This window comes from Pseudomonas oryzihabitans NBRC 102199 (assembly GCF_000730625.1).
Classification (GTDB): domain Bacteria; phylum Pseudomonadota; class Gammaproteobacteria; order Pseudomonadales; family Pseudomonadaceae; genus Chryseomonas; species Chryseomonas oryzihabitans.
On sequence record NZ_BBIT01000005.1, the window covers coordinates 58,402 to 84,223 of the forward strand.

Consider the following 25,822-nt stretch of genomic DNA (forward strand, 5'->3'; position numbering starts at 1 on the left):
TCTATTTGGATGGAGTTCGGGACGAACGTCACCGTGTCGGGTCGTGATGCGCGAAGCGCATGCAACGCCAACGAGAGGGTGCGTTCAGGCTGCGGAAACGGTGCTCGAAAAGGACTGGGAGCACCAAGGCGTCACACTTTTGCCAGAGGGTAACGGGGTATGTCTAATGCCGCTGTCGCCTGCCCTATGCCGATCCGGCATGAGGTGTCCCGAAAGGGCCGCGCAGCATACAGGCACTGGCGCCTTGCGCGCCAGGCATACAGAGGCGCCGCTCATCGCGGCGCCCCCTGAACGTCAGCCGTTGAAGGTCGCGGGGTCCGGACCCAGACGCTTGTCCTGGTTCAGCCCGGCGATCTGCCGCATGTCCTCGTCGTCCAGGGCGAAGTCGAAGATCTGCATGTTCTCTTCGATGCGCTTGGGCGTCTTGGATTTGGGGAAGATGATGTTGCCGAGCTGGATGTGCCAGCGCAGCACCACCTGGGCCGGCGTCTTGCCGTGCTTGGCCGCCAGTTGCTGCAGCACCGGGCTGCCCAGCAGTTCGCCACCCTGGGCCAGCGGGCTCCAGGCTTCGGTAGCGATGCCCTTGTAGGTGTTGAAGTCGCGCAGCTCCTGCTGCTGCAGCAGTGGATGACACTCGATCTGGTTGACCACCGGCACCACGCCGGTCTCGGTCAGCAGGGTCTCGATGTCGGCCTGGCGGAAGTTGGACACGCCGATGGACTTCACCCGACCCTGGTTGCGCAATTCGATCAGCGCCTTCCAGCTGTCGAGGAACAGGCCCTTTTCCGGCAGCGGCCAGTGGATCAGGTAGAGGTCGACATGCTCCAGACCCAGCTTGGCCAGGCTGGTGTCGAAGGCGCGCAGGGCGCTGTCGTAGCCCTGGTCGGCATTCCACAGCTTGGTGGTGACGAACAGCTCGTCACGCGGCAGACCGGCCTGGACGATGGCCTGGCCGACGCCCTCTTCGTTGCCGTAGATGGCGGCGGTGTCGATGTGTCGATAGCCGAGGTCCAGGGCGGTCTTGACCACCTGGGCGGTCTCTTCGGCCGGGGTCTGCCAGACCCCCAGGCCGAATTGCGGAATGTGGTGACCGTCGTTGAGCTGAAGACGGGTGATCGCGGACATGCGTCGCTCCTCTGAGATTGATGACTGTCAGAGGTGTGACTGGCGGCAGTGGCCTTTTGCTCCCGATCAGTCGAGCCGCACGGCTTCGGGGACGCTGTAGCTCTCGACCCAACCCAGCAGGGTACGACCCTCCTGCTGCACCTCGATGCGCTTCCAGCGCTGGAAGGAACGGGTCTCGATCACCCGCACCTGGGTGTCGCCGTCCAGCCGCGTCAGGGTGTTGCGCGCGCGCTCACGACTGCGGTCGTAGACGAAGGGCCACTTGAGCACATCGACCGGGCCGCGCAGCATCCAGCCCTGTCCTTCTTCGGCGAAGCGAAAGGACACTCCGCCCTCGGCGCGGGCTGGGTTGCTACCCAGCAGCAACAGGGCCGCCATGAGCAGGGAGGGAAGGATACGGCGAAGGGTCGAAAGGACATTCGGGGTCATGTTGGCCTCGTCTGTGGCACCAAAAAAAACAGCGCCCGAGGTGGACGCTGCGGAGGTAGACCCTCTGGTACGACAAACGACTGCACGGCTTGCCCGAGAAATGCCAAATGGCCAGCAGTCTCGGACAAAATCCTTAGTGCAATAGCTAGGCCGCGCTGAACAGCTTGTGCGGATCGATGACGAATTTCTTCGGGACGCCCGAATCGAATTCGCTGTAGCCGCGGGGGGCCTCGTCCAAGGTGATCACCTGCACACCGACGATGTCGGCGATCTTGATGCGATCCCACATGATCGCCTGCATCAGCTGGCGGTTGTACTTCATCACTGGGGTCTGGCCGGTGTGGAAGCTGTGGGACTTGGCCCAGCCCAGACCGAAGCGGATGCTCAGAGCACCCTGCTTGGCGGCGGCATCGACCGCACCCGGATCGTCGGTGACATAGAGACCGGGAATGCCGATCTTGCCGGCCACCCGCACGATGCCCATCAGTGAGTTCAGCACCGTGGCCGGGGCCTCGCTCTTGGCGCCTTCGTGACCATGGCCACGGGCCTCGAAGCCGACGGCATCGACCGCGCAATCGACTTCCGGCGTGCCCAGCAGCGCAGCGATCTGCTCGTGCAGCGGGGTATCCTGGGACAGGTCGGCGATCTCGAAGCCCTGGGCCTTGGCGTGGGCCAGGCGTACCGGGTTGACGTCGCCGACGATGACCACGGCGGCGCCCAGCAGGCGGGCCGAGGCGGCCGCGGCCAGACCGACCGGGCCGGCGCCGGCGACATAGACGCTGGTGCCCGGGCCGACGCCGGCGGTGACGGCGCCGTGGTAGCCGGTGGGCAGGATGTCGGAGAGGCAGGTCAGGTCACGGATCTTTTCCATGGCCGCGTCGCGATTCGGCAGCTTGAGCAGGTTGAAGTCGGCATAGGGGACCAGCACGTATTCGGCCTGGCCACCGACCCAGCCGCCCATGTCGACGTAGCCGTAGGCACCGCCGGCGCGCGAGGGATTGACGGTCAGGCAGACGCCGGTGTCCTGCTCCTTGCAGGTGCGGCAGCGACCGCAGGCGACGTTGAAGGGCACCGAGACCAGATCGCCGACCTTGAGGGTCTCGACGTCACGACCCGCTTCGATGACCTCGCCGGTGATCTCGTGGCCGAGCACCAGGCCTTCGGGGGCAGTGGTCCGGCCGCGCACCATGTGCTGGTCTGAACCACAGATGTTGGTGGAGACCACGCGCAGGATGACGCCGTGGTCGATACGCTTGCCCTGCGGGGTTTCCATCTTCGGGTAGGGAATGGTCTGCACCTCGACCTTGCCCGCGCCCAGATAGACGACGCCACGATTACCGGACATGTTGCACCTCGCTGTTATTGTTGGACTGGCTCTAGCGGTTCGAGCCTAGTCCTCGCGAAGCGCGGCGTCTGTGGGGATGGCGTTTTTGGCGATGCCGAGGTCGCCCCTGCGGGTCGGCCTCGCGAACCCGGTCACGCCGCCACGGCGGGCGGCATGACCGGCCGGGATCAGGCGGGTGCCAGGGCGGCGGCGCGGCGCTCGCGGCTGAGCAGGTAGCAGCCGATGCCCACGCCCAGCAGGGCCAGGCCCATGACGTACCAGGCCGGGCCCAGCGGATGCTGCTTGAGCATCAGGGTGACGACCATGGGGGTCAGGCCGCCGAAGATGGCGTAGGCCACGTTGTAGGAGAACGACAGCCCCGAGAAGCGCACCTTGGGCGGGAAGGCCAGCACCATCACCCGCGGCACGCCGCCGATGACGCCGACCGCCGCGCCGGCCAGGGCATAGAGCGGGAACAGCCATTCCGGATGGACCTTGAGACCGGCATAGAGCGCCCAGCTGGCCACTGCCAGGATGAGACCGCCGCCGATGAACACCGGGCCGCTGCCGAAGCGATCGGACAGGGCGCCGGAGACGATGCAGCCCAGGGTCAGGAAGACGATGGCCAGGCTGTTGGCCTTGAGCGCCAGGGCGGCGGAGAAGCCGTACTGGGTCTGCAGCAGGGTCGGGGTCATGAGGATGACCACCACGATGCCGGCGGTGAGCATCCAGGTCAGCAGCATGGACAGGATCACGCTGCTGCGGTGGTCGCGCAGCACGGCCTTGAGCGGCACTTCCTCGGCCAGCGACTTGTGGATCGCCAGTTCGGCGAACACCGGCGTCTCGTGCAGCCAGCGGCGCAGGTAGACCGAGAACAGGCCGAAGACGCCGCCGATCAGGAAGGGAAAGCGCCAGGCGTAGTCGGCCACTTCCACCGGGGTGAAGACGGTGTTGATCAGGGTCGCCATCAGCGAGCCGAGCAGGATGCCGAAGGTGAGACCGGCGGTCAGGGTGCCGCAGGCATAGCCGACGTGCTTGCCGGGGACGTGTTCGGAGACGAACACCCAGGCGCCGGGCACCTCGCCGCCGATGGCCGCGCCCTGGATGATACGCAGCACCAGCAGCAGGATCGGCGCGGCCACGCCGATCTGGGCGTAGGTGGGCATCAGGCCCATGCCCAGGGTCGGCAGGGCCATCATGAAGATGCTCAGGGTGAACATCTTCTTGCGCCCGAGCAGGTCGCCGAAGTGGGCCATGATGATGCCGCCTAGCGGACGTGCCAGATAGCCCGCGGCGAAGATGCCGAAGGTCTGCATCTGTCGCAGCCAGTCGGGCATGTCGGCGGGAAAGAACAGCTTCCCCACCACCGCGGCGAAGAAGACGAAGATGACGAAGTCGTAGAACTCCAGCGCACCGCCCAGGGCGGACAGCGAGAGGGTCTTGTAGTCGTTGCGGCCCAGAGGGCGCGACGTGAGCGGCGCAGAGGCGGATTGCAGTTTCATCGAGGATCCCGGACAAGAGAGGAGCGCAAAGGAAATTCGGCCTCTGGCATCCCTCCGGGTGTAGCGGACAAGACGCGGCCCCGAGTGACCGTCCGCCTGGAGCGGCTGGCAGGGATCGGGCGGGTCGCCGGATGGGCGCCGGACCTGCACCGCGCCGCCTGCGCTCTTTTGGAGCACGGCAACAGCAGGTCTACCGATCATTACCTGATCATCGGACGTGCAGGGCCCTCTGGATTGCCTGGCCGTGCACGGTCTCCACGATAGCAAATCTGCAAGGAATTTCCGCTATTCATTCAGTGCCCATTCAGGGCTCATCTGCCGAGCTATGGCTGTTCCATCCTGGTGCAAAAGCGGTCGAGCCGCCCTGCCCCAGGCGTTATACTGTAGCCCCCTAACGATCTCCGCCGAGAGATTGGCAGCATTCTTGCGTGCAGATGCTGAACGTTACCTACCTATCCGGGCTCCCGAGGGCCCTGTCATGATCGAAGAGCTCGAACAAGAAGATCCCATCCCCCAGGGCGACCTGGCCATGCAGATCACTGCGCTGCCCCGCGAGACCAATGGCTTCGGCGACATCTACGGCGGCTGGCTGGTGGCCCAGATGGACCTGGCCGGCAGCGCCATGGCCAGTCGCCTGGCCGCCGGGCGTGTGGCTACCGTGGCCATCGACCGCATGGCCTTCATGACACCGGTGCCCGTGGGCGCACAGCTCTCCTTCTATACCAACACCCTGGAGGTGGGCCGCAGCTCCATCCAGATCCTCATCGAGGTCTGGAGCGACGATCCGCTGTCCAGCGAGTGGAGCAAGGTGACCGAGGCGGTGTTCGTCTTCGTGGCCATCGATGGCAGCGGCCGCACCCGCCCCCTGCCCGCGCGGCGCTAGCACCCGCCGGCCTTGCCGCTAGGGCTCCCGGGCCAGCGGCGCCTCGCGCACCTGGGTCGGCCTTCCGTGGCGGATGCCTTCGACCTGCTCCAGCGCCTGCCGGACCTCGGCGGCGGTGGCCAGCAGCCGATAGTCGAGGGTGAAGTCGCGCGTGCCGCCGGCTTCCATGCGCGGCACCAGCCCCAGGGCTCGCTGCTGGCTGCGGTTGTAGGAAAAGCTGGTGCCCGGCTCCAGGCCGGTGACATAGCCCTGGGCCTTGGCATCGGTGTTCTTCCACAGGGTGAAGACCGGCAATTCCCGCACATTGAAGGCCAGCGCCACGCCCTGGTGGGCACTGCGATCGTGCAGTACCGCGAGGCTGCGCCCCTGATCGTCGCCCCAGGGATAGAGGTTGTAGACCGTCTCGCCATAGCCCGGCGTGGGCGCGCGATAGGTCTGCCAATCCGCCAGCTCCTGGCGCGCCCGCGCATCGAAGGGTGACACCTCCCGCACCGGCGCGGCGAACCGCGCGCCTTCACCGAGCAGCGGCGGCCCGAAATTGCTGTGATAGAGCACCTGGTACTCGGCGGCGTGCGCTCCCTGGTTGGTCAGGCGATCGTGCAGGGTGAAGCCGGTGGCCCCGGCGTGAGTGACCAGTTCGGTGTCGATGCGAAAGTTGGCCTGCTTGAAGGCCTCCTCGTGCAGCACGCCCTTGAGGCTGATGCGGTGCGGCGGCTGTTCGTCGATGGTCAGCACCACCTGGCTGGCCGGCAGGTAGCTGGCCCGACCGTGCAGGGTCAGCAATTGCCCCCGGTCCATTCCGGGGTGGCCGACCCACTCGAAGCCGGCGCGCGCCACCAGTTCGTTGAAGCCTTCCAGCCAGCCCAGGCCATTGCGGCTCTCCAGGTTGACGAAGGCCGGATTGACCACCTCGCGCACCGGCGAATCCCAGCCCAGTCGCAGGGTGCCGGCCTGGGCGCGCAGGACGTTCATGCCGCGGGTCGCCACCACGGTGAGCTGCAGGGGGCCGGTGTCGATCTCGATCAGCACCGAGCCTTCCTGGCGTCCTCCGCTCAGGCGGTGCACGCCGACGGCAAAGGCCAGGCCATCGCGCAGGCCCAGGCGATCACTGCTGATGCTCCAGTTCTGCACCGGCTTGTCGGGGGCGATGAGGATGTATTCCCAGGCCGAGGCGCTGGCACTGACAAGGAACAGGAGACAGCCGGACAGCAGACGAGCATGGATCATGGAGTCCCCTTGGCGACGCGATCGCCTTGAGTCTAGACCAGCCTTCGCCCGGCTGCAGGCCTCGTTCCAGACCCGGAAAACGGCCGAGACCGGCGATTCCCGTATAGGTTTGTTCAAGGAAATCAAAGGAATGGGTAAAGACAACCTTTACCGTTCAAACGACCGTTCGGTACTTGCCAGGGCAGCGATTTTTGCCGAGGATCGGCTCGTCTCTACCACGGAGTGGACTCCATGAAACCTTCAGCCCTGTTCTTGTTGCTTGCCCTGGCGGGCGTTGCCCCGGCGTATGCGGGCAATACCGAAGCCGGACTCGGCGGCGCCGTGGGTGGCGTACTCGGTACTCTGGTCGGCCAGCAGGTCGGCGGCAGCACCGGTGCGGCCATCGGTGCCGGCGTCGGCGGTGCAGCAGGTGGTGTACTGGGCGCTGACCGGCGCAATAGAACCGAGGCCGCCATCGGCGGCGGTCTGGGCGCGGCGGGCGGCAACGTGATCGGCAATAGAGTCGGTGGCAGCACCGGTGGCCTGGTCGGCGCGGCCCTGGGGGGCGGTGCCGGCGGTGCCCTGGGCAACAACCTGGGCGACAGCGGACGCGACGATCGCGGCTATCGGGGCTATCGCGACCACCCCGGCAAGGGCTGGAAGCACGCCAAGCACCGACACAAGCACTGGGATCGGTAATGAAAAACGCCCGGCTATGCCGGGCGTTTTCCTGTGCGCTCGAGCCTACTGACCGAGGTCGCGCAGGCGCTTGCCCTGCATCAGGTTGCGTTCGATGCGCTCCAGGGTGACGCCCTTGGTCTCCGGTACCAGCAGGAACACCAGGAAGATGAACACCACGTTCAGACCGGCATAGATCCAGAAGGTGGTGCCCTGCCCCAAGGTGCCCAGCATGGTCAGGAAGGTGGCGCCGACGATCATGTTGGCGATCCAGTTGGTGAAGGTGGAGCAGCCGATGCCAAAGTCGCGGCCCTTGAGCGGCTGGACTTCCGAGCACAGGGTCCAGATCAGCGGACCGGCCGACATGGCGAAGCCGACGATGAAGATCAGCAGCATGACCACGGTAAAGGTCTGCTGGCCGTGGCTCAGGTTGCCCATGCCGAGCATGGTGCCGACCACGCCCAGGCCCACGGCCATGACCACGAAGCCGGTATAGAGGATGGGTTTGCGGCCCCACTTGTCGACCAGGAAGATGGCGATGAAGGTGGCCAGCACGTTGGTCAGACCGACCGCGGCGGTAAACCACATCTGGGCAGCGGTGTCGTAGCCCATGCCTTCGAAGATGCGCGGCGCGTAGTACATCACCACGTTCATGCCGGTGAATTGCTGCACCACCTGCAAGAGCACGCCCAGGCCCACCGAGCGGCGGAAGTTGGCGTTCTCCTTGAACAGCGACCAGCCCTTCTGCGGCACCTTGAGCTGCTCTTCGATCTCGGCGACTTCCTGCTGGATGACCTTTTCGTCACCGCGCAGCTTGTGCAGGACCTTGATGGCCTCCTGCTTGCGCCCGGCCATGATCAGCCAGCGCGGACTGTCCGGCAGGGCGAAGACGCCGATCAGGAACAGCACCCCGGGGATGGCGATGATGCCGAGCATCCAGCGCCAGGCCTCGTAGTAGCTGAAGGCGGTGTTGGACAGGAAGGCGATCAGGATGCCCGCGGTGATCATCAGCTGGTACAGCGAGATCATAGAGCCGCGGATGTTTTCCGGGGCGACCTCGGCCAGGTACAGCGGCGCGGTGAAGGAGGCGATGCCGATGGCCAGGCCGAGCAGGAAGCGGGCGAAGATCAGCATGGTCGGCGAGGTGGCCAGGCCACAGAGGATCGAGCCGATGACGAACAGGATGGCGCCCAGCATCAGGGACTTCTTGCGACCCAGCTTGGCCGACAGCGAACCGGCGCCCAGCGCGCCCAGGGCGGCGCCGGCCATCATGCTGGAGACGATCCACTCGATCACCTGATCGGAGATCTGGAATTCCTGCTGGATGAATTTGGTGGCGCCGGAAATGACGCCGATGTCGAGGCCGAACATGAGGCCGGCCAGGGCGGCCATCAGGCAGGCGAAGATCGCCTTGGGCTGCGCCTTTTCGGTGACGTGACCGTCGGCGTGGGTAGTGGTGTTGCTCATGACTGAGGCTCCTCGCTCGCCTTGTGGGCGATCTTGTTGTCGCGGGTCGTTCCGTATCCGTTTGTTACAGACCTGTCCAACGACCCTTGGTTCGGCTGATGAGAAGCCCCTACCAGAGCCGCGCGGGCTGGGCGTTCACATAGGTGGCATAGAGCGAACCACCGCCGGTGATGAACAGGCGATTGCCCTTGAGGCCGCCGAATTCGACGTTGGAGACGGTTTCCGGCAGGTGCAGGGTGGCCAGTGGCTGGCCGCCTGGCGTGAAGACCCGCACGCTGTTCTGCTCGGCCGAGCCGGCCCAGCTGCACCAGAGGTTGCCGTCGCTGTCGACGCGGAAGCCGTCGATCACGCCCTGCTCCTTGGCGTCGATCAGCACCTCGCCACCGCCGAGGGTGCCGTCGTCCTTCACGGTGAACGCCCTGAGGTGATTGGGCTTGCCGGGATTGCCGCCGCCAGCGGTGTCGCTGATGTAGAGGCGCTTGCCGTCGGGCGCGAAAGCCAGGCCATTGGGGCGGCCGAAGTCACCCACCGCCACCGTGGCCTTGCCCTGGGGATCGATGCGATAGACGTTGGTGGGCAGCTCGAATTCGGCCTTGTGGCCCTCGTAGGCGCCGAGGATGCCGTAGCCCGGATCGGTGAACCAGATGGCGCCGTCAGCGCCGACCACCACGTCGTTGGGGGCGTTCAGCGGCTTGCCGTCGAAGCGGTCGAGCAGCACCGTGACGCTGCCATTCAACTCGCGGCGGGTCACGCGGCGGCTGTCGTGCTCGCAGCTGATCAGCCGACCCTCGCGATCGCGGGTGTGGCCGTTGGCGTTGTGGGACTGGTCGTCATAGACGCTGACATGGCCGTCGTCGGCGCTCCAGCGCATCACCCGGGCATTGGGGATGTCGCTGAACAGCAGGCAGCGCCAGTCGGCCATCCACACCGGGCCTTCGGTCCAGAGACCGCCGGACCACAGCCGTTCCACGAAGGCATTGCCCAGGCGGCCCTTGAAGGCCGCATCGTGGATCTCCCAGGCGGGATCGGGCATGACGATGGGCGGCTTGCCCTCCCAGTTGCGGGTGAGACCGAACTTGTCGTCGGCCAGGGCGCGACTGGCGACCAGACCGGCCGAGGCGGCCAGGGACACGCCAAGAAAGGTGCGACGGGCGAGTGGCATGGGGAGACTCCTTTGTTGTCGTTATGGGTCCGGCACGGCCGGTGGCAGAGCGCCTCCGCAACCAGAGCGGAAGGCGCTCCTTTAGTCGCCCTTATTCGGGCAGACGTTCCACCTTGCCCACCACCAGGCCGTAGCAGAGGGCGCCGATCAGCGCGGTCACGCCGATGAAGGCGATGGCCGGAGCGAAGCTGCCGTCCTTGACCAGGAAGCCGATGACGATGGGCACGCAGATGGCGGAGAGGTTGCCGATGAAGTTGAACATCCCGCCGGTAAGGCCGATCAGCCGCTCCGGCGCCATGGCCGAGACCATCGACCAGGTGATGGAGGCCAGGCCGTTGCCAAAGAAGGCCAGTGCCAGGCAGGCGATGATCAGCGCGGGCGAGTCGACGAAGTTGGCGCCGACGATGCTGGTGGAGATCAGGAGGCCGCCGATGATCGGCAGCTTGCGCGCCAGGCCCACGGAGGCGCCGCGACGGATCAGCCAGTCCGACAGCAGCCCCGAGCAGATCACGCCGAGAAAGGCGGCCAGGAACGGCAGCGAGGCGAGGAAGCCGGCCTTGATGAAGTCCATGCCGCGGTATTTCACCAGGTAGGTGGGGAACCAGGTCAGGAAGAACCAGAGCGTGGAATTGAGGCAGAACTGGCCGATGTAGATGCCCCAGAGCTTGCGCTTGTTGAGCACGCTCCAGAGGTCACGCCACTGGAAGGCGGCGCGGCTGCGGTTCTTCTGTTCCAGATCGACCAGGCCACCGCCCTCCTGGATCAGCGCGACCTCGGCGGCATTGGCACCGCGGAAGTCCTTAGGTTCGCGATAGACCAGATACCAGATGGCCGCCCAGAGGATGCCGACGCCCCCGGTGACGACAAAGACCATGTGCCAGCCGAAGGTCTGCTGCAGGTAGATCAGCACCGGGGTGAGAAAGGCCAGGCCGACGAACTGGCCGGAGGTGTAGAAGCCGATGGCGGTGGCCCGCTCGCGCTCGGGAAACCAGGTGGTGACCACCCGGTTGTTGATCGGATAGGCCGGGGCCTCCAAGGCACCCACGGCGAGGCGCAGGATGATCAGACCGATGAAGCTGCCGACGAAGCCCAGGCCGATGGTGGCCAGCGACCAGAGCGCGATGGCCACCGGATAGAGGATGCGCGGGGCGACCTTGTCCACCAGCCAGCCACCGGGGATCTGCATGGCGGCGTAGGTCCAGCCGAAGGCCGAGAGGATCAGGCCCATGTGCACCGGCTCGATGCCCAGGTCCTGGGCCAGGTGCGGCGCGGCGATGGAGAGGTTGCTGCGGTCGAGGTAGTTGATCACCACGGTGACGAACAGCAGCATCATGATGAAGAAGCGGGCCCGACTGGGCTTGGCCAGGGTCGGCGCGGCCGCGGCCGCCGCCGGGGAGGCGTGGGTGGGAGTGGGCATGGCTCGGGTCCTGTAATTGACGTTGTGGCGAGCGTTGTCGATGTCTGGGGTCAGGCTGCTGGGGCGGCCCTCACCCTAGCCCTCTCCCAGAGGGAGAGGGGATGGTCGGTGCGGACGTTGAGCCCCGCGCTCCTGTTCTTGCTCCCTCTCTCCTTGGGAGAGGGTTAGGGTGAGGGGTCAGCGGCGGTGGTCCGGCTTTCCCTCACCCTGGCCCTCTCCCAGAGGGAGAGGGGACGGTCCGAACGAGAGCGAAACTCCGCGCTCCTGCTCTTGCCCCCTCTCCCTTGGGGAGAGGGTTGGGGTGAGGGCGTCTCTCACCACTCGGCGAAACTGCCGTCCTTGTGCCGCCAGATCGGATTGCGCCAGCGATGGCCAATGGCGGCTTGTTCCTTGACGAATTCCTCGTTGACCTCGACGCCCAGCCCCGGCCCCTGGGGAATCTTCACGTGGCCATCGGCGTAGTCGAACACCTCGGGATTCTTGATGTAGTCGAGCAGGTCGTTGCCCTGGTTGTAGTGGATGCCCAGGCTCTGCTCCTGGATGAAGGCGTTGTAGCAGTTGGCGTCCAGCTGCAGGTTGACCGCCAGGGCGATGGGACCGAGCGGGCAATGCAGGGCAATGGCAACGTCGTAGGCCTCGGCCATGTTGGCGATCTTGCGCGTCTCGGTGATGCCGCCGGCGTGGGAGGGATCGGGCTGCAGGATGTCGACGTAGCCTTCCTGGAGGATGCGCTTGAAGTCCCAGCGCGAGTACAGCCGCTCGCCCAGGGCGATGGGCGTGTTGCTCATCAGGGCGATCTCCTTGAGCGCCTCGTGGTGCTCGCTGAGCACCGGCTCCTCGATGAACATCAGGCGGAACTGCTCCAGCTCCTTCACCAGCACCTTGGCCATGGGCTTGTGCACCCGGCCATGGAAGTCCACGCCGATGCCGAAGTGCGGCCCGCAGGCGTCGCGGATGGCGGCGACGTTGGCGATCACCTGGTCGACCTTGTCGTAGGTGTCGACGAACTGCATCTCTTCGCTGGCGTTCATCTTGATCGCGGTGAAGCCCTTGGCCTGGCGCTCCAGGGCCTGGGCCGCGGTCTCCGCCGGGCGGTCGCCGCCGATCCAGGAATAGACGCGGATGCTGTCGCGCACCTGGCCGCCGAGCAGTTCGTGCACCGGTACGCCCAGGGCCTTGCCCTTGATGTCCCACAGCGCCTGGTCGATGCCGGCCAAGGCGCTCATGTGGATGCCACCACCGCGATAGAAGCCGCCGCGGTAGAGCACCGTCCAGTGGTCTTCGATGTTGCGCGGGTCCTTGCCGATCAGGTAGTCGGCCAGTTCCTCGACCGCCGCCGCCACGCTGTGGGCGCGGCCTTCCAGCACGGGTTCGCCCCAGCCGTGGATGCCCTCGTCGGTCTCGATCTTGAGAAAGCACCAGCGCGGCGGGACGACATAGGTGGTGAGTTTGGTGATCTTCATGGTCAGGAATTCTCGATTTGAATTGTTGGATCGAGGAGATTGGATAAATCGCGGCCATGGGCCGCTCCTACGGAGGCACCGGGTATCTGTAGGAGCGGTCCATGACCGCGAGCTTTAAGCGTTCTTTACCGCCGCCCACCCAGCCGCAAACGCCTGGGCATTGGCGCTCACCTGCGCAGCGCTCAGGCCCGGCTTGTACAGCGCCGAGCCGAGGCCGAAGCCGTTGGCACCGGCGGCTACGTAGGGGCCCATGTTGTCCGGGGTGATGCCGCCCACCGGCAGCAGCGCCAGCTCCTTGGGAAAGACCGCGCGCCAGGCCTTGACCACCGCCGGGCCGAGTTGCTCGGCGGGAAACAGCTTGAGGCTGTCGGCGCCGGCGTCGAGGGCGGCGAAGCCCTCCGAGGGCGTGGCCACGCCCGGGGCGCTGACCAGGCCGGCGGCCTTGCTGGCGCGGATCACCGCCAGGTTGGCGTTGGGCGAGACGATCAGGCGGCCGCCGGCAGCGTCCACCTCGGCCACCTGGGCTTCGGTGAGCACCGTGCCGGCGCCGATCAGGCAGCTCTCGCCCAGCTCGGCGGTGAGCCGGCGGATGCTCTCGTAGGGCTGCGGCGAATTGAGCGGGATCTCGATGACGCGAAAGCCGGCGTCGTACAGGGCGCGGCCGACCGCGACGATCTCGTTCGGGGTGACGCCGCGCAGGATGGCGATCAGCGGCAGGTCCTTGAGGTAGGTATCAAGCATGGGAGCCTCCAGAGGTGGGGAGCAGGCCGGCGGCCTGGGCCAGGCGCCAGAGCCCGGCCCGGGTGGCCTGCTCCAGCAGGCGGACCTGGTGGATGTCAAATAGCGCCAGGGCGTCGCGATAGCGCTGGCAGAGCGCCGCGTCGCCGATCAGCACCAGGGGTGGACAGGTGGCGCCCTTGAGGGCGGCGACCTGGCTGCGCAACTCTTCGCCGATCAGCAGGCCGGAGAGGTAGTCAAGGCTGTGCGCCGCGCCCAGCTCGCCGGCCAGGACCCGGCTGCGGGCGGTGAAGAGGCGACCGAACAGGCCCTCGGCGCCGGCATCGCGGGCGGTGGTGAGACCCAGGCGGAAGGCCTCGGCACTGGCTTCGGGACCGGCCTCGGCGGCTGGGCGACCCAGGATGGAATGCTCGCGCAGCACGGCGAACAACTCGCCGGTCATGTAGGTGGCGAAGTCGGTGAGACGACCGTCGCGCACCCGCACCCACTTGCTGTGGGTGCCGGGCAGCACCAGCAGGGCTTCGGCGGCCAGGTCCGGCTCCAGTTCGAGGGCACCGAACACCTGGGTCTCCTCGCCACGCAGGACGTTGGGCAAGGCGCCGCGCTGCATCACTCCGGGAACCAGGTGGAGGTCGCCGCAGCCCGTGTCCAGGCGCAGCAGGCCGGCGGCCAGGCTGTGGACGTCGGCCGGGCAGTCGGCATAGGGCACCTCACGCCAGCCGCCGCGACTGCCGACCATGCCGCAGGCGATGGCGGGCAGGTCCGGCTGGGCCTCGCGCCAGTCGCCCACCAGAGCGCGATAGGCCGCGGCGAAGTCGCCGTCGGGCACATGCATGATGCCCCAGGGCCGGCTGCGGGTTTCCAGCACGGCGCCCTGGGCGTCGAACAGCTGGGCCCGCAGGGACGAGGTGCCCCAGTCGAGGCCGATGAGGTGCGGGGTGGCGGTCATGCGGGGCTCCAGCCGAGTTCGCGGGAAATGGCCCGGGCGCAGGCAGTGACCTCGGGCTGCAACTCGTGCAGCCGCGCCTCGGGCATGTAGGGGATGGCGCTGGCCACGCTGAGTGCCGCGACGATGGCGCCGTCGGCGCCGCGGATGGGCGCGGCCACGCAACGGATGCCCAGTTCGTTCTCTTCCAGATCCAGGGCATAGCCCTCGGCGGCGTGGCGCCGCAGTCGCGCACGGTAGTCCGCCCAGGGCAGGAAATCCTCGCGCAGCCCGGGCTGGCCGGTGCGCCGGGCCACGCCTTCGCCATAGAGGGCTTCCCACTCACCCTCGGCGAGATCCAGCATCAGCGCCTTGCCGACCCCGGTCAGCGCCAGCGGCATGCGCAGCCCGACCCGGGATCTCATCTCCAGGCCACGGCTGCCGGGCAGCTTGTCGAGATAGAGGACATCGCCGCCCTCGCGCACGCCGAGGTGCACGGTGTCGCCACAGTGCTGGGCCAGGCGTTGCAGATGGGGCCGGGCCACACCGGTCAGCGGCAGCTGCTCGCGGGCCTGGTAGCCGAGGGCGATGAGATGGCTGCCGAGGATCAGCCGCCCGCCATCGCTGCGCAGATAACCCGCCTGGGTCAGGGCAGCAACCAGCCGATGGGTGGTGCTGCGGGTGCAGCCGATGGCGGCGCCGATCTGGGCCAGGCTGTCAGCCCCGGCGGCCACGGCTTCGAGCACGGCCAGGCCGCGGAACAGGGCCTGGGCCCCGCTGGGCGCTTCCCCCTTTTTGGAATTGTTGTCGTTCATGGCCTTCACTCTAGAAGCCTCTTCGGCAAATCTCAATATGTGATACGTCATCCCATATTTTGGGATAGAAGTTAGATATGACAGCCTTGTCACATAGCTGCAATATTGGCGCTATCTAATGCACGGCACATTGCAAGGACTCGAGAGGCAGAGCGCTCCATGACGGGTAAATCCATCCTGATCGTCGACGATGAGGCGCCCATTCGCGAGATGATCGCCGTGGCCCTGGAAATGGCGGGCTATGAATGCCTGGAGGCGGACAACAGCAAGGACGCCCACGCCCTGATCGTCGATCGCAAGCCCGATCTCATCCTGCTCGACTGGATGCTGCCCGGCACCTCCGGCCTGGAACTGGCCCGCCGCCTCAAGCGCGACGAGCTGACCGACGCCATCCCCATCATCATGCTCACGGCCAAGGGTGACGAGGACAACAAGGTCCAGGGCCTGGAGACCGGCGCCGACGACTACATCACCAAGCCCTTCTCGCCCCGCGAGCTGGTGGCGCGCCTGAAAGCCGTGCTGCGCCGCACCGGCCACCTGGAGAACGACGGTCCGCTGGAGGTCAACGGCCTGATCCTCGATCCGATCAGCCACCGGGTGACCATCGACGGCGCGCCCGCCGAGATGGGTCCCACCGAATACCGTCTGCTGCAGTTCTTCATGACCCACCAGGAGCGTGCCTATACCCGCGGCCAGCTGCTGGATCAGGTCTGGGGCGGCAACGTCTATGTCGAGGAACGTACCGTGGACGTGCACATCCGCCGCCTGCGCAAGGCCCTCGGCGAGACCTACGAGAACCTGGTACAGACGGTGCGCGGCACCGGGTATCGCTTTTCCACCAAACTCTGACGCGGGATCACCGCCGCCGTGAACATCAACTGGCGCTCCCGTCTGGCCACCCAGCTGTCGACCGTGGTCGCCGGCTGCGCCCTGGCCGGCTGGCCCTTCGGCCATGTCGGCCTGGCGGTGGCCCTGGGACTGGCGGTCTATCTGGCGGTCACCCTGAGGCACCTGTTGCGCCTGCAGGCCTGGCTGCTGAGCGAGGCCCCGGGCGCGCCGCCGGAAGCCGAGGGCCTGTGGGGCGAAGTGTTCGACCGGCTCTATCGGCGCCAGCGCCACGAACAGCGCCAGCGCGAGGAATTGCTCGCCGTGATCGGTCGCGCCCAGGCCTCCACCGAGGCCCTGCGCGACGCCATCATCCTGGTGGATCGCCATGGCAACCTGGAATGGTGGAACCGCGCCGCGGAAACCCTGCTGGGCCTGCGTCAGCCCCAGGACCTCGGCCAGCCCATCACCAACCTGGTGCGCCATCCGCGCTTTTCCGACTATTTTCTCGGCGGCGACTATGGCGAGCCGCTGGAACTGGCCTCCCCACTCAACGACGACCAGTACCTGCACATCCTGGTCACCCGCTTCGGCGAAGGCGATCGGCTGCTGCTGGTGCGCGACGTGACCCGCGTCCATCAGCTGGAACAGATGCGCAAGGATTTCGTCGCTAACGTCTCCCACGAATTGCGCACCCCGCTGACGGTGATCACCGGCTACCTGGAGACCCTGCTGGACAACGCCGACCACGCCACTCCACGCTGGCGCCGGGCGCTGGGGCAGATGCAGCAGCAGGCCGGACGCATGCAGCACACCATCGACGACCTGCTGCTGCTGGCCCGCCTGGAAGCCACCGACTATCCCGCCGACAACCGCCCGGTGGCCCTAGAGCCGCTGCTCGCCTCCATCCTGCAGGACGGTCGCGCCCTGTCCGGCGCCGTTGGCCATCGCCTGAGCCTGGAGTGCGAGCCGGGTCTGGCCCTGCTGGGCAGCGAGACGGAGTTGCGCAGCTGCTTTTCCAACCTGGTGTTCAACGCGGTCAAGTACAGCCCCGAAGGCGGCGAGGTGCGGGTGCGCGCCTGGCAGGACGCCGCAGGCGCCCATGTCGCGGTGCAGGACAATGGTCCCGGTATCGACGCCCGCCACCTGCCGCGCCTGACCGAACGCTTCTATCGCCTCGACGCCAGCCGCGCCTCCAGCACCGGCGGCACCGGCCTGGGCCTGGCCATCGTCAAGCACGTGCTGATCCGTCATCGCGGCGGCCTGGACATCCACAGCGTGCCTGGCGAGGGCAGCTGCTTCACCTGCGATTTCCAGCCCGAACAGATCGCCCAGCGCACCGCCGCCTCGGCCTGAAGCTGCCGGCTCCCCGCCGTGCTATCGTCCGGCCATCCCTGCCACGGTCTCCTGCCATGCCCCCAGCCCTGCGCCTGCTGCCGGTCCTGCTGCTCGCCCTGATCGGCTGTCTGTTGCTGGGCAGCCAGGCCTGGCACCGCGCCGAGCAGGCGAGCCTGGCCGAGGCCAGCCTGCTCGGCCAGGAGCAGTTGCGCCTCCACGCCAGCGGCCTGCAGACCCTGATCGACCGCTTTCGCGCCCTGCCGGCGGTGCTGGCCCAGGACCCCGAACTGATCGCTGCCCTCACCACGCCGCCTGATGCCACGGCCACCGAGCGACTCAATCTCAAGCTTGAACGCCTCAATGCTGCGGCCCAGTCCTCGACCCTGGAGGTGCTGGATCGCACGGGACTGGCCATCGGCGCCAGCAACTGGCGGCTGCCTACCAGCTATGTGGGTCACAACTATGGCTTTCGTCCCTATTTCCGCGAGACCCTCGCCGGTGGCAGCGGCCGCTTTTATGCTGTGGGCGTTACCACCGGCATTCCCGGCTATTTCCTCTCCCACGCCGTGCTGGACGCCCAGGGGCGCTTTCTCGGCGCGGTGGTGGTCAAGCTGGAATTCCCCGCCATCGAGGCGCGTTGGGGCGAGCACCCCGAGGTGCTGCTGGTCAGCGATGCCCGCGGCGTGGTCTTTGCCGCCAATCGCCCGGCCTGGCGCTATCGCCTGCTGCGCGAGCTGACCCCGGCCGATCGGGCGGAACTGGCCACCACCCGCCAGTACGACCGGCGCACCTTGCAACCCCTGCCCTATCGCCAGGAACGGGTGCTCGGCGAGCAGCGCCAGGTGGCCCACATCCAGGCCCCCGAAGGCAGCGCCGACTACCTCTGGGACAGCCTGCCGCTGCCCAGCGAAGGCTGGACCCTGCACCTGCTGCGGCCCACCCGGGACCTGCAGGGCGGCGGCCCGGGTGCGGCGCTGGCCGCCGTCTGCGTCTGGCTGCTGCTGGTCTGCGCCGGTCTCCTCTGGGCGCAACGGCGCCGGCTGAAGCGCCTCCGTCAGCGCAGCCGCCTGGAACTGGAGCAGCTGGTGGAGGCCCGCACCGCCGAATTGCGCACCGCCCAGGACGGCCTGGTGCAGGCCGCCAAGCTGGCCGCCCTGGGGCAGATGTCGGCGGCCCTGGTGCACGAACTCAACCAGCCGCTCACCGCCCAGCGCATGCACCTGGCCAGTCTGCGCCTGCTGCTGGATCACGGGCGACTGGACGAGGCCCGCGCCGCCCTGGAGCGCCTCGACGGCCTGCTGACCCGCATGAGCGGCCTCACTGCCCACCTCAAGACCTATGCGCGCAAGACCCCCGCCGGTCTGCGCGAGCGGGTCGATCTGGCGCGGGTGGTGGATCAGGCGCTGGAGTTGCTGGAGGCCCGCCGTGCCGAGCTGGCCGTGGAGCTGATCCTGGAGTTGCCGCGCCCGGCCTGGCTGCTGGGCGATCCCATCCGCCTGGAGCAGGTACTGGTCAATCTGCTGCGCAACGCCCTCGACGCCGTGGCGGAGCGACCCCGGCCGCAGGTCCGGGTCAGCCTAGCGCGGGAGGGGGATGCCTGGTTGCTGGAGGTGGCCGACAACGGTGGCGGCATCGCCGCCGCGCACCTGGACCAGGTGTTCGATCCCTTCTTTACCACCAAGCCGGTGGGCGAAGGCCTGGGACTGGGCCTGGCGGTGTCCTCGGCCATCGTCCAGGCCCAGGGCGGCAGCCTGGCCGCGCGCAACGCCGCCGAGGGCGCAGTCTTTGCCCTGCGGCTGCCGGCCGCGCCGGAGTCAGCGGCCTAGCGCACGCAGAGCGTCACCAGCAGGGCGAAGCCCCAGCCGAGCAGCCCGGTCACCAGCAGGGTCGCCGCATCCCAGGGCCCGCGGGTGGCATCCAGCAGAGGCAGGCCGACGCCGCCGATCAGGGCGCTGGCGAGGATGCCCGCCAGGATCCGCACCAGCGGCCAGTGGCTGTCGGCGGCTTCCTCGGGAGCGGCAGCAAGGGGCTCTTCTTCGGACATGGCAGGGCTCCACCAGGGGATATGGAAGGCGACCCTAGCCCGGCAACCTGAAGCTGCGATGAAGCGGCGCTTCAGATTGCCTTCAGCTTGACCGCCAAGACTGCGCCTCGTATTCCCCCGGAGAGGTCGCGATGCTCGAAGTGACTTGGCAGTCCCCGTACAGCTTTACCCTGGCCGACCGCAGCGGTTCGCTGCTGGCCCGCCTGGAGCCGCGCGAGGCACCCGGCCGGCAGGCGACCGAAGCCTTCATCGGCGCGCGTTTCGCCCTGGAGCACGGCGCCCGCATCAGCCACTTCCTGCCGCTGCTGCTCGCCCTGCGCGATGCCGAAGGCGTGCTGCAGGCGGCGGTGGGGATCCGCTCCGCGCTGGACCAGTCGCTGTTTCTCGAACGCTATCTGCCCCAGCCGGTGGAGACCCAGGTGGCGGCGGCGCTCGGCCGGCCGATCGATCGCGCGGAGGTGGTGGAGGTCGGCAATCTGGCGGCGCTGGGTCCGGGCCAGGCGCGCCTGCTGATCGTCGTCACCACCTGGCTGCTGGCCCGCAGCGGCCAGCGCTGGGTGACCTTTACCGGCGCCACCCGCCTGATCAACAGCTTCCATCGCCTCGGCCTGGCGCCCCAGGTGCTGGGCGCGGCCGATCCGGCCTGCCTGGGCGCCGAGCGCGAGAGCTGGGGCTCCTACTACGCCAACGCTCCCCAGGTCTGCGCCGGTGACATCCACCAGGGCTATCAACAGTTGCTGCAGGCCGGCATCTTCGCCCGCCTGGGCCTCACCACCCTTGGCGAGGAGGACTGCCATGTCGCTTGAAACCTGCCCTGTCGTCGACTTCTTCACCACCCTGGAGCGCCACGCCTGGCATGGCGACCGGCCGGCGCTGACCGGCAGTCACGAGACCTGGAGCTATGCCCGGCTGCTGCAGGAGGTTACCGCCCGCGCCGCCTGGCTGCGCGAGCACGAGATCCGGCGCCTGGCGCTGGACCTGCCCAACGGTCCCGAACTGCTGGCCTGGGACCTGGCCGCCCTGCGCGCAGGGCTGCCCTGCGTGATCCTGCCGGACTTCTTCAGTCCCGCGCAGCGCGCCCATGTCCTGCGCGACTGCGGCGCCGATCTCCTGCTGGGGCGCCCCGAGCGCACCCAGGAATGGGCTGCGGCAGGCTTCACCGCGGGCGCCAGCGGGTGGCAGCGGCCGGCCTCGGCCCGCGCTCCGTTGCCGGCGGGCACCGCCAAGCTCACCTACACCTCCGGCACCACCGGCACCCCCAAGGGCGTCTGCCTCAAGGCCGGACAGCTGCTGCGGGTGGCCACCAGCCTGGAAGCCGCCAGCGGCGCCCGGGCGCCCCGACGCCATCAGGTGCTCCTGTCGCTGGGCATCCTGCTGGAAAATCTCGGGGTCTATGCCGCGCTGCTGGCCGGTGCCGAGGTGGTGGTGCTCAAGGCCGAGGACCAGGGTGTCCGCGGCTCCGCCGGCATCGACTGGGCCCAGCTGGCCGCCTGCCTGCAGGAGCGCCAGCCACACAGTCTGATCCTCATGCCCCAGCTGTTGCAGGGACTCGTGGAGCTGGGCGAACGCGGGCTGCTGCGCCTGGACGGGCTGCGCTTCGCCGCCGTGGGCGGGGCGCCGCTGAGCGAGGCGCTGCTGACCCGCGCCAGCGCCTTGGGCCTGCCGCTGTTCCAGGGCTATGGCCTGTCGGAGTGCGCCTCGGTGGTGACCCTCAATCGCCCTGAGGCCAACCGCCCGGGCAGCGTCGGCCAGCCCCTGCCCCATGTGCGCCTGCGCCTGGCCGCCGATGGCGAGATCCTGGTCGGCGGCGTCGATTTCGCCGGCTATCTGGGCGAACCCGCGAGCGCCACCGACGAGGTGGCCACCGGTGATCTCGGCGAATTCGACGCCGACGGCTATCTCTACCTGCGTGGCCGCAAGAAACACCAGTTCAGCCTGGCTTCGGGACGCAATGTCGATCCGGGCTGGATCGAGGCCGAACTCACCCAGGGCGGCCCCATCGCCCAGGCCTATGTGCAGGGCGAAGGTGCCCGGCACCTGGTGGCGCTGCTCTGGCCACGGCAGCCGGACCTGCCCGACAGCCTGCTCGCCGACCAGATCGCCCGCCTCAACCAGCGCCTGCCCGACTATGCCCGCATCGGCGCCTGGCGCCGCCTCGCCGAACCCTTCACCCCCGCCAACGGCCTGCTCACCGCGACCGGACGCCTTCGCCGCGACGCCATCCAGGCGCATCACGCGGCCCTGCTCTCGCACCTTCTGGAGGTACCAGCATGAGTTTCTTCGCCACCCTGCAAGCCGAAACCGCCGTGGAACGCCAGGCGCTGTTCGAGGTGCCCATCATCCGCGCCGCCCTGGGCGGCAACGTCGCCCTGGAGAGCTATGTCGCCTTTCTCGGCCAGGCCTATCACCACGTCCGCCACACCGCGCCGCTGATGATGGCCTGCGGCGCCCGCCTGCCGGCGCGGCTGGAATGGCTGCGCGGCGCGGTCTGCGAATACATCGAGGAAGAATACGGCCACGACCAGTGGATCCTCAGTGACATCGCCGCCTGCGGCGGCAACGCCGAGGCGGTACGCGCCAGCCGCCCCGAACTGCCCATCGAGCTGATGGTGGCCTATCTCTACGATTTCATCGCCCGCGACAATCCGGTCGGCCTGTTCGGCATGGTCAATGTGCTCGAGGGCACCAGCATCGCCCTGGCTACCCAGGCCGCCGGCGCCATCCGCGGCCAGCTGGGCCTGCCGGCGACGGCCTTCAGCTACCTGGACTCCCACGGCAGCCTCGACCAGGAACACATGGCGACCTACCGCCAGCTGATGGATCGCCTGGACGATCCGGCCGACCAGGCCGCGGTGATCCACGTGTCCAAGGTGGTCTATCGCCTCTATGCCGACATGTTCCGCGCCCTGCCCGGCGCCGGCCAGCAACCGGAGCAGCGCCATGCAGCTGCCTGACTGCCGCGTCCTGCTGACCGGCGCCAGCGGCGGCATCGGCCTGCCGCTGGTGGAACAACTCTGCGCCGGCGGCGCCCAGGTGCTGGCGGTCGCCCGCGACACCCGCGCCCTGCAGCCGCTGGCCGAGCGCCTGGGCGGTCGGCTGCGCCTGCTCGATGCCGATCTCACCCGTCGGGCCGATCGCCAGGCGGTGCTGGCCGAAGCCAGTCGCGGCCAGGGCGTCAACGTGCTGCTCAATGCCGCCGGCAGCAACAGCTTCGCCCTGCTCGAAGCCCTCGATGACGACGCCATCGACAACCTGCTGGCGATCAACATCGGCGCGGCCATCCAGCTGACCCGCCTGCTGCTGCCCCTGCTGCGCCGCCAGCCGCGCGCGGTGATCGCCCATGTCGGCTCCACCCTGGGCTCCATCGGCTATCCCGGCTATGCGCCCTATTGCGCCAGCAAGTTCGCCTTGCGCGGCTTCACCCAGGCCCTGCGCCGGGAACTGGCCGATACCCGCATCCGGGTGCTCTACGTGGCGCCCCGCGCCACTCGCACGGCGATGAACAGCCCGGCGGCCATGGCCGTGAACCAGGCGCTCAAGAGCCAGGTGGACGACCCCGTCGTGGTCGCCGGCGTGGTGATCCGCGCCCTGGTCGAGGATCGCCAGGAGCTCCATCTCGGCTGGCCGGAAAAGCTCTTCGTCCGCCTCAACGGCCTGCTGCCCGGCCTGGTGGATCGCGCCCTGCGCCGCCAGCTGCCGGTGATCCGCCGCTTCATCGACCCCGCCTTCGCCCCGGAGAAACACCCATGACGTCCCCGCGCAAAGCCCTCGGCCTGCTGCTCGCCGCGCTGCTCGCCAGCCCCTTCGCCCTGGCTGACGATAGCCAGCGCCTGGCCCACATCCAGCAGCGCTGGGCCGAGATCCAGTACCGCCTGCCCAGCGCCGAAAAGCCCGCCGCCTTCGAACAGCTGGCCGGCGAGGCGCGCGCCTTCACCGAGGCTGCACCCCAGTCGGCGCCGGCGCTGATCTGGCAGGGCATCGTGCTCAGCAGCTGGGCCGGCGCCCAGGGCGGGCTGGGGGCGCTGGGCAAGGTCAAGGAAGCCCGCACTGACCTGGAACAGGCGCTCAAGCTCGACCCCACGGCGCTGCAGGGCTCCGCCTACACCAGTCTCGCCGCCCTCTACGACCGGGTTCCCGGCTGGCCGATCGCCTTCGGTGACGCCAGCGAAGCCGATCGTCTGCTGCAGCAGGCCCTCGCCCTCAACCCCAGCGGCATCGATACCCTATACTTCTGGGGCGACCACCTGTATCGCCAGCAGCGCTATGCCGAAGCCCGCGCCGCCCTGCTCAAGGCGCAGCAGGCCGCCCCGCGGCCCGGACGCGAACTGGCCGACCAGGGACGGCGGGGCGAGATCGCCGCGCTGCTCAAGGACGTCGACCAGAAGCTGAAGTGACGAGGCCTCCATGCGCGTGCTGCTGATCGAAGACGATCCCGACCTCGGCGAGGGCATCCGTACCAGTCTGCGGGAAGAGGGCTATACCCTGGACTGGCTCAAGGACGGCGAAAGCGCCGTCCACGCCCTGCGCGAAGAGGGCTTCGACCTGGTGGTGCTGGATCTCGGCCTGCCGCGCCTGGACGGCATCCAGGTGCTGCGCCAGAGTCGCGCCAACGGCCTGACCACGCCGGTGCTGATCCTTACCGCCCGCGACGACACCGAGGACCGGGTCGCCGGCCTCGACGCCGGCGCCGACGACTACCTGGTCAAGCCCTTCGACATCAAGGAACTCAAGGCGCGCCTGCGCGCCCTGCTGCGGCGGCGCAACGGTCCCTCGCAGATCCAGCTCGAAGGCGGCGGCATCGCTCTGGATCCGGCCACCCGCCGGGTCACCTTCGATGGCCAGCCGGTCAACCTCACCCCGCGCGAATACCAGCTGCTGCACGAACTGCTGGCCAATCCGGGCAAGATCTTCAGTCGCGACCGCCTCATGGGGCTGCTCTACGGCTGGGACGAGGGGGTGGAAAGCAACACCCTGGAAGTCCACATCTACAACCTGCGCAAGAAGCTGCGCGCCGACCTGATCCGCACGGTCAGGGGCATCGGTTACCGCCTCGAATGTCCATGACCTCCATCCGCCGCCGCACCGTCGGCCTGGTGCTCTCGCTGCTGCTGATCGGCACCCTGCTGATCGCCCTGACCAACGTCCACGACAGCCAGCGCGAGATCGGCGAGATCTACGATGCCCAGCTGGCGCAGAGCGCGCGCATCCTGCAGGGCATGCTGCGCGCCGCCCCCCGCGGCGAAGGCCGCCTGGCGCTGCATGCCAGCGTCACCCAGGCCCTGGCCGAGGCCAACGACAGCCCCTATGGCCACAGATACGAGGCCAAGATGGCCTTCCAGGCCTGGAACGCCCGCGGCGTCCCCCTGATGCGCTCGCCCAGCGCGCCCATCTTCAGCATGCCGACGACCCCGGGCTTCACCGAGCAGACCCTGGAGGGCGAGGCCTGGTATGGCTTCCTGCTGCCCGACCCGGAGCACGACCTGATGCTCTGGGTCGGCGAGCGCGAAGAGGTGCGCGCCGATCTGGTCCGCCGCATCCTGCGCCACACCCTCACGCCGCATCTGATCGGCCTGGTGCTGCTGTCGCTGCTGGCCTGGCTGGCCATTGGCTGGGGCCTGAAACCGCTGCGGCGCATGGCCGGGCTGATCCGCCACCGTGACCCGGAATCCCTGCAACCGCTGCAGCTCGATCCCCTGCCGCGCGAACTGGAACCCATGCAGGCGGCGCTCAATCGGCTGCTGCTGCAGATCGAGCAACTGCTGCAGCGCGAACGCCGCTTCATCGCCGATGCCGCCCACGAGTTGCGCACGCCGCTGGCGGTGCTGCGCCTGCATGCGCAGAACGCCCTGTCCGCGCAGACCGCGGCGGCCCGCGACGAGGCGCTGAAATTCGTCGTCAGCGGCACCGATCGGCTGACCCGGGTGGTCAACCAGCTGCTGATCCTCGCCCGTCTGGAACCCCGGCCGAGCTGGAGCGCCGAGCAGCGCTTCGATTTGCGCACCGCCCTCAGCGCCACCCTGGAAGAACTGGGCCCCTGGATTCTCGACAAGGGCCTGGACCTCAGCCTCGACGCCGAAGCCAGCCAGGTGCAGGTCCATGGCGACAGCGCCATGCTGGGCATCGCCCTGCAGAATCTGCTGACCAATGCGGTCAACGTGTCGCCTCCCGGCGGCGAGATCCGCATCCGCCTGGAGGTCACCGCCGACTGGGCGGAGATCCAGATCCTCGACCAGGGCCCCGGCATCGCGGAGGAGATCCAGCCACGGCTGTTCGAGCGCTTCTACAGCAGCGGCGCGGCCAACGGCGCCGGCCTGGGACTGTCCATCGTCCAGACCGTCGCCCAGCACCTGGGTGGACGCATCGAACTGGGCAACCGCCCGGAGGGCGGCGCCTGCGCCCGTCTCGGCCTGCCGGTGCTGCCGGGACCCGGCTAGGGACTCGACCCGTCGCCGGCCTTCGGGCAAGGTAGCGGCGCACCGGC

25 protein-coding genes are annotated in these 25,822 nt (G+C 68.2%); 12 read left to right on the forward strand and 13 right to left on the reverse strand.

Going from position 1 to position 25,822, the window contains the following annotated elements:
- Positions 1 to 294: 294 nt before the first annotated feature.
- From POR01S_RS06555 to POR01S_RS06570, 4 genes are all read right to left on the reverse strand, one after another.
- Positions 295 to 1,125, reverse strand: a complete 831-nt coding sequence (locus tag POR01S_RS06555; protein WP_027600635.1) for an aldo/keto reductase — start codon at positions 1,123 to 1,125, stop codon at positions 295 to 297.
- 66 nt (positions 1,126 to 1,191) lie between these two features.
- Entirely contained in the window at positions 1,192 to 1,554 is a 363-nt protein-coding gene (locus POR01S_RS06560) for a hypothetical protein (RefSeq protein ID WP_255211804.1), read from the reverse strand.
- 145 nt (positions 1,555 to 1,699) lie between these two features.
- Positions 1,700 to 2,899, reverse strand: a complete 1,200-nt coding sequence (gene fdhA / locus POR01S_RS06565; protein WP_027597391.1) for a formaldehyde dehydrogenase, glutathione-independent — start codon at positions 2,897 to 2,899, stop codon at positions 1,700 to 1,702.
- Between the two features lie 167 nt (positions 2,900 to 3,066).
- Positions 3,067 to 4,374, reverse strand: a complete 1,308-nt coding sequence (locus tag POR01S_RS06570; RefSeq protein WP_169742418.1) for an MFS transporter — start codon at positions 4,372 to 4,374, stop codon at positions 3,067 to 3,069.
- Positions 4,375 to 4,861: 487 nt separating this feature from the next.
- On the opposite strand from POR01S_RS06570, the gene POR01S_RS06575 reads away from it, so the two are divergent.
- Entirely contained in the window at positions 4,862 to 5,263 is a 402-nt protein-coding gene (locus POR01S_RS06575) for an acyl-CoA thioesterase (RefSeq protein ID WP_026083995.1), read from the forward strand.
- Positions 5,264 to 5,281: 18 nt separating this feature from the next.
- Here POR01S_RS06575 and POR01S_RS06580 read toward each other — a convergent pair whose 3' ends face one another.
- On the reverse strand, positions 5,282 to 6,490 hold the full coding sequence (locus POR01S_RS06580; protein ID WP_042134664.1) for an aldose 1-epimerase family protein: 1,209 nt from the start codon (positions 6,488 to 6,490) through the stop codon (positions 5,282 to 5,284).
- Positions 6,491 to 6,721: 231 nt separating this feature from the next.
- Between POR01S_RS06580 and POR01S_RS06590 the strand changes: the two genes are divergently transcribed.
- A complete protein-coding gene (locus tag POR01S_RS06590) occupies positions 6,722 to 7,168 on the forward strand; it encodes a YMGG-like glycine zipper-containing protein (protein ID WP_007159917.1) in 447 nt (148 codons plus the stop codon).
- 45 nt (positions 7,169 to 7,213) lie between these two features.
- Here POR01S_RS06590 and POR01S_RS06595 read toward each other — a convergent pair whose 3' ends face one another.
- The 7 genes from POR01S_RS06595 to POR01S_RS06625 form a co-directional block, all read right to left on the reverse strand.
- A complete protein-coding gene (locus POR01S_RS06595) occupies positions 7,214 to 8,614 on the reverse strand; it encodes a sugar porter family MFS transporter (protein ID WP_027597387.1) in 1,401 nt (466 codons plus the stop codon).
- A 109-nt stretch (positions 8,615 to 8,723) separates the two neighbouring features.
- On the reverse strand, positions 8,724 to 9,776 hold the full coding sequence (locus POR01S_RS06600; protein WP_042134668.1) for an SMP-30/gluconolactonase/LRE family protein: 1,053 nt from the start codon (positions 9,774 to 9,776) through the stop codon (positions 8,724 to 8,726).
- A 91-nt stretch (positions 9,777 to 9,867) separates the two neighbouring features.
- Positions 9,868 to 11,193 carry an MFS transporter gene (locus POR01S_RS06605; RefSeq protein WP_037006612.1) on the reverse strand — a complete coding sequence of 442 codons (1,326 nt, stop codon included), beginning with the start codon at positions 11,191 to 11,193 and terminating at the stop codon, positions 9,868 to 9,870.
- Positions 11,194 to 11,507: 314 nt separating this feature from the next.
- Positions 11,508 to 12,656 carry a galactonate dehydratase gene (gene dgoD / locus POR01S_RS06610; protein ID WP_017642356.1) on the reverse strand — a complete coding sequence of 383 codons (1,149 nt, stop codon included), beginning with the start codon at positions 12,654 to 12,656 and terminating at the stop codon, positions 11,508 to 11,510.
- 114 nt (positions 12,657 to 12,770) lie between these two features.
- A complete protein-coding gene (locus POR01S_RS06615) occupies positions 12,771 to 13,397 on the reverse strand; it encodes a 2-dehydro-3-deoxy-6-phosphogalactonate aldolase (RefSeq protein WP_042134670.1) in 627 nt (208 codons plus the stop codon).
- The gene (locus tag POR01S_RS06620) at positions 13,390 to 14,343 is read right to left on the reverse strand and encodes a 2-dehydro-3-deoxygalactonokinase (RefSeq protein ID WP_042134672.1); all 954 of its coding nucleotides are present in this window, start codon (positions 14,341 to 14,343) and stop codon (positions 13,390 to 13,392) included. Before POR01S_RS06620 ends, POR01S_RS06615 begins: the two co-directional genes overlap by 8 nt.
- Positions 14,340 to 15,134, reverse strand: a complete 795-nt coding sequence (locus tag POR01S_RS06625; RefSeq protein ID WP_042134674.1) for an IclR family transcriptional regulator — start codon at positions 15,132 to 15,134, stop codon at positions 14,340 to 14,342. Before POR01S_RS06625 ends, POR01S_RS06620 begins: the two co-directional genes overlap by 4 nt.
- A 159-nt stretch (positions 15,135 to 15,293) precedes the next feature.
- Here POR01S_RS06625 and phoB point away from each other — a divergent pair, with 159 nt between their 5' ends.
- Genes phoB through POR01S_RS06640 form a run of 3 tightly spaced genes read left to right on the forward strand, consistent with a single transcriptional unit; the run spans position 15,294 to position 19,123 of the window.
- Positions 15,294 to 15,983, forward strand: a complete 690-nt coding sequence (gene phoB / locus POR01S_RS06630) for a phosphate regulon transcriptional regulator PhoB (protein WP_007159925.1) — start codon at positions 15,294 to 15,296, stop codon at positions 15,981 to 15,983.
- 18 nt (positions 15,984 to 16,001) lie between these two features.
- Entirely contained in the window at positions 16,002 to 17,315 is a 1,314-nt protein-coding gene (gene phoR, locus POR01S_RS06635) for a phosphate regulon sensor histidine kinase PhoR (RefSeq protein ID WP_027597381.1), read from the forward strand.
- Between the two features lie 56 nt (positions 17,316 to 17,371).
- A complete protein-coding gene (locus POR01S_RS06640) occupies positions 17,372 to 19,123 on the forward strand; it encodes a sensor histidine kinase (RefSeq protein ID WP_042134677.1) in 1,752 nt (583 codons plus the stop codon).
- Here POR01S_RS06640 and POR01S_RS06645 read toward each other — a convergent pair.
- Complete coding sequence (locus POR01S_RS06645; protein ID WP_027600628.1) at positions 19,120 to 19,341, reverse strand: hypothetical protein; 222 nt, start codon at positions 19,339 to 19,341, stop codon at positions 19,120 to 19,122. The two genes, POR01S_RS06640 and POR01S_RS06645, sit on opposite strands and share 4 nt — an antisense overlap.
- A gap of 131 nt (positions 19,342 to 19,472) precedes the next feature.
- Here POR01S_RS06645 and POR01S_RS06650 point away from each other — a divergent pair, with 131 nt between their 5' ends.
- Genes POR01S_RS06650 through POR01S_RS06680 form a run of 7 tightly spaced genes read left to right on the forward strand, consistent with a single transcriptional unit; the run spans position 19,473 to position 25,775 of the window.
- Complete coding sequence (locus POR01S_RS06650) at positions 19,473 to 20,147, forward strand: thermostable hemolysin (RefSeq protein WP_052382630.1); 675 nt, start codon at positions 19,473 to 19,475, stop codon at positions 20,145 to 20,147.
- A complete protein-coding gene (locus tag POR01S_RS06655) occupies positions 20,137 to 21,615 on the forward strand; it encodes an AMP-binding protein (RefSeq protein ID WP_042134680.1) in 1,479 nt (492 codons plus the stop codon). The genes POR01S_RS06650 and POR01S_RS06655 overlap by 11 nt, the downstream gene beginning before the upstream one ends.
- Entirely contained in the window at positions 21,612 to 22,295 is a 684-nt protein-coding gene (locus POR01S_RS06660; RefSeq protein WP_027597376.1) for an iron-containing redox enzyme family protein, read from the forward strand. The genes POR01S_RS06655 and POR01S_RS06660 overlap by 4 nt, the downstream gene beginning before the upstream one ends.
- A complete protein-coding gene (locus tag POR01S_RS06665; protein WP_042134683.1) occupies positions 22,282 to 23,091 on the forward strand; it encodes an SDR family oxidoreductase in 810 nt (269 codons plus the stop codon). Before POR01S_RS06660 ends, POR01S_RS06665 begins: the two co-directional genes overlap by 14 nt.
- Positions 23,088 to 23,735 carry a tetratricopeptide repeat protein gene (locus POR01S_RS06670; protein WP_042134684.1) on the forward strand — a complete coding sequence of 216 codons (648 nt, stop codon included), beginning with the start codon at positions 23,088 to 23,090 and terminating at the stop codon, positions 23,733 to 23,735. Before POR01S_RS06665 ends, POR01S_RS06670 begins: the two co-directional genes overlap by 4 nt.
- 10 nt (positions 23,736 to 23,745) lie before the next feature.
- Positions 23,746 to 24,405: a response regulator transcription factor gene (locus tag POR01S_RS06675; RefSeq protein ID WP_027597373.1), complete on the forward strand. Its 660-nt coding sequence runs from the start codon at positions 23,746 to 23,748 to the stop codon at positions 24,403 to 24,405.
- Positions 24,402 to 25,775: a sensor histidine kinase gene (locus POR01S_RS06680; RefSeq protein WP_042134686.1), complete on the forward strand. Its 1,374-nt coding sequence runs from the start codon at positions 24,402 to 24,404 to the stop codon at positions 25,773 to 25,775. The genes POR01S_RS06675 and POR01S_RS06680 overlap by 4 nt, the downstream gene beginning before the upstream one ends.
- Positions 25,776 to 25,822: the final 47 nt, after the last annotated feature.

What these genes read in the sequence shown, in the direction of transcription:
- POR01S_RS06620 (WP_042134672.1), bottom strand. Translation starts at nt 14,343, where the DNA reads ATGACCGCCACCCCGCACCTCATCGGCCTCGACTGGGGCACCTCGTCC.
- fdhA (WP_027597391.1), bottom strand. Translation starts at nt 2,899, where the DNA reads ATGTCCGGTAATCGTGGCGTCGTCTATCTGGGCGCGGGCAAGGTCGAG.
- POR01S_RS06650 (WP_052382630.1), top strand. Translation starts at nt 19,473, where the DNA reads ATGCTCGAAGTGACTTGGCAGTCCCCGTACAGCTTTACCCTGGCCGAC.
- POR01S_RS06665 (WP_042134683.1), top strand. Translation starts at nt 22,282, where the DNA reads ATGCAGCTGCCTGACTGCCGCGTCCTGCTGACCGGCGCCAGCGGCGGC.
- POR01S_RS06605 (WP_037006612.1), bottom strand. Translation starts at nt 11,193, where the DNA reads ATGCCCACTCCCACCCACGCCTCCCCGGCGGCGGCCGCGGCCGCGCCG.
- POR01S_RS06600 (WP_042134668.1), bottom strand. Translation starts at nt 9,776, where the DNA reads ATGCCACTCGCCCGTCGCACCTTTCTTGGCGTGTCCCTGGCCGCCTCG.
- dgoD (WP_017642356.1), bottom strand. Translation starts at nt 12,656, where the DNA reads ATGAAGATCACCAAACTCACCACCTATGTCGTCCCGCCGCGCTGGTGC.
- POR01S_RS06580 (WP_042134664.1), bottom strand. Translation starts at nt 6,490, where the DNA reads ATGATCCATGCTCGTCTGCTGTCCGGCTGTCTCCTGTTCCTTGTCAGT.
- POR01S_RS06670 (WP_042134684.1), top strand. Translation starts at nt 23,088, where the DNA reads ATGACGTCCCCGCGCAAAGCCCTCGGCCTGCTGCTCGCCGCGCTGCTC.
- POR01S_RS06560 (WP_255211804.1), bottom strand. Translation starts at nt 1,554, where the DNA reads ATGACCCCGAATGTCCTTTCGACCCTTCGCCGTATCCTTCCCTCCCTG.
- POR01S_RS06680 (WP_042134686.1), top strand. Translation starts at nt 24,402, where the DNA reads ATGACCTCCATCCGCCGCCGCACCGTCGGCCTGGTGCTCTCGCTGCTG.
- POR01S_RS06645 (WP_027600628.1), bottom strand. Translation starts at nt 19,341, where the DNA reads ATGTCCGAAGAAGAGCCCCTTGCTGCCGCTCCCGAGGAAGCCGCCGAC.
- POR01S_RS06595 (WP_027597387.1), bottom strand. Translation starts at nt 8,614, where the DNA reads ATGAGCAACACCACTACCCACGCCGACGGTCACGTCACCGAAAAGGCG.
- POR01S_RS06675 (WP_027597373.1), top strand. Translation starts at nt 23,746, where the DNA reads ATGCGCGTGCTGCTGATCGAAGACGATCCCGACCTCGGCGAGGGCATC.
- POR01S_RS06555 (WP_027600635.1), bottom strand. Translation starts at nt 1,125, where the DNA reads ATGTCCGCGATCACCCGTCTTCAGCTCAACGACGGTCACCACATTCCG.
- phoB (WP_007159925.1), top strand. Translation starts at nt 15,294, where the DNA reads ATGACGGGTAAATCCATCCTGATCGTCGACGATGAGGCGCCCATTCGC.
- POR01S_RS06640 (WP_042134677.1), top strand. Translation starts at nt 17,372, where the DNA reads ATGCCCCCAGCCCTGCGCCTGCTGCCGGTCCTGCTGCTCGCCCTGATC.
- POR01S_RS06655 (WP_042134680.1), top strand. Translation starts at nt 20,137, where the DNA reads ATGTCGCTTGAAACCTGCCCTGTCGTCGACTTCTTCACCACCCTGGAG.
- POR01S_RS06590 (WP_007159917.1), top strand. Translation starts at nt 6,722, where the DNA reads ATGAAACCTTCAGCCCTGTTCTTGTTGCTTGCCCTGGCGGGCGTTGCC.
- POR01S_RS06660 (WP_027597376.1), top strand. Translation starts at nt 21,612, where the DNA reads ATGAGTTTCTTCGCCACCCTGCAAGCCGAAACCGCCGTGGAACGCCAG.
- POR01S_RS06625 (WP_042134674.1), bottom strand. Translation starts at nt 15,134, where the DNA reads ATGAACGACAACAATTCCAAAAAGGGGGAAGCGCCCAGCGGGGCCCAG.
- POR01S_RS06615 (WP_042134670.1), bottom strand. Translation starts at nt 13,397, where the DNA reads ATGCTTGATACCTACCTCAAGGACCTGCCGCTGATCGCCATCCTGCGC.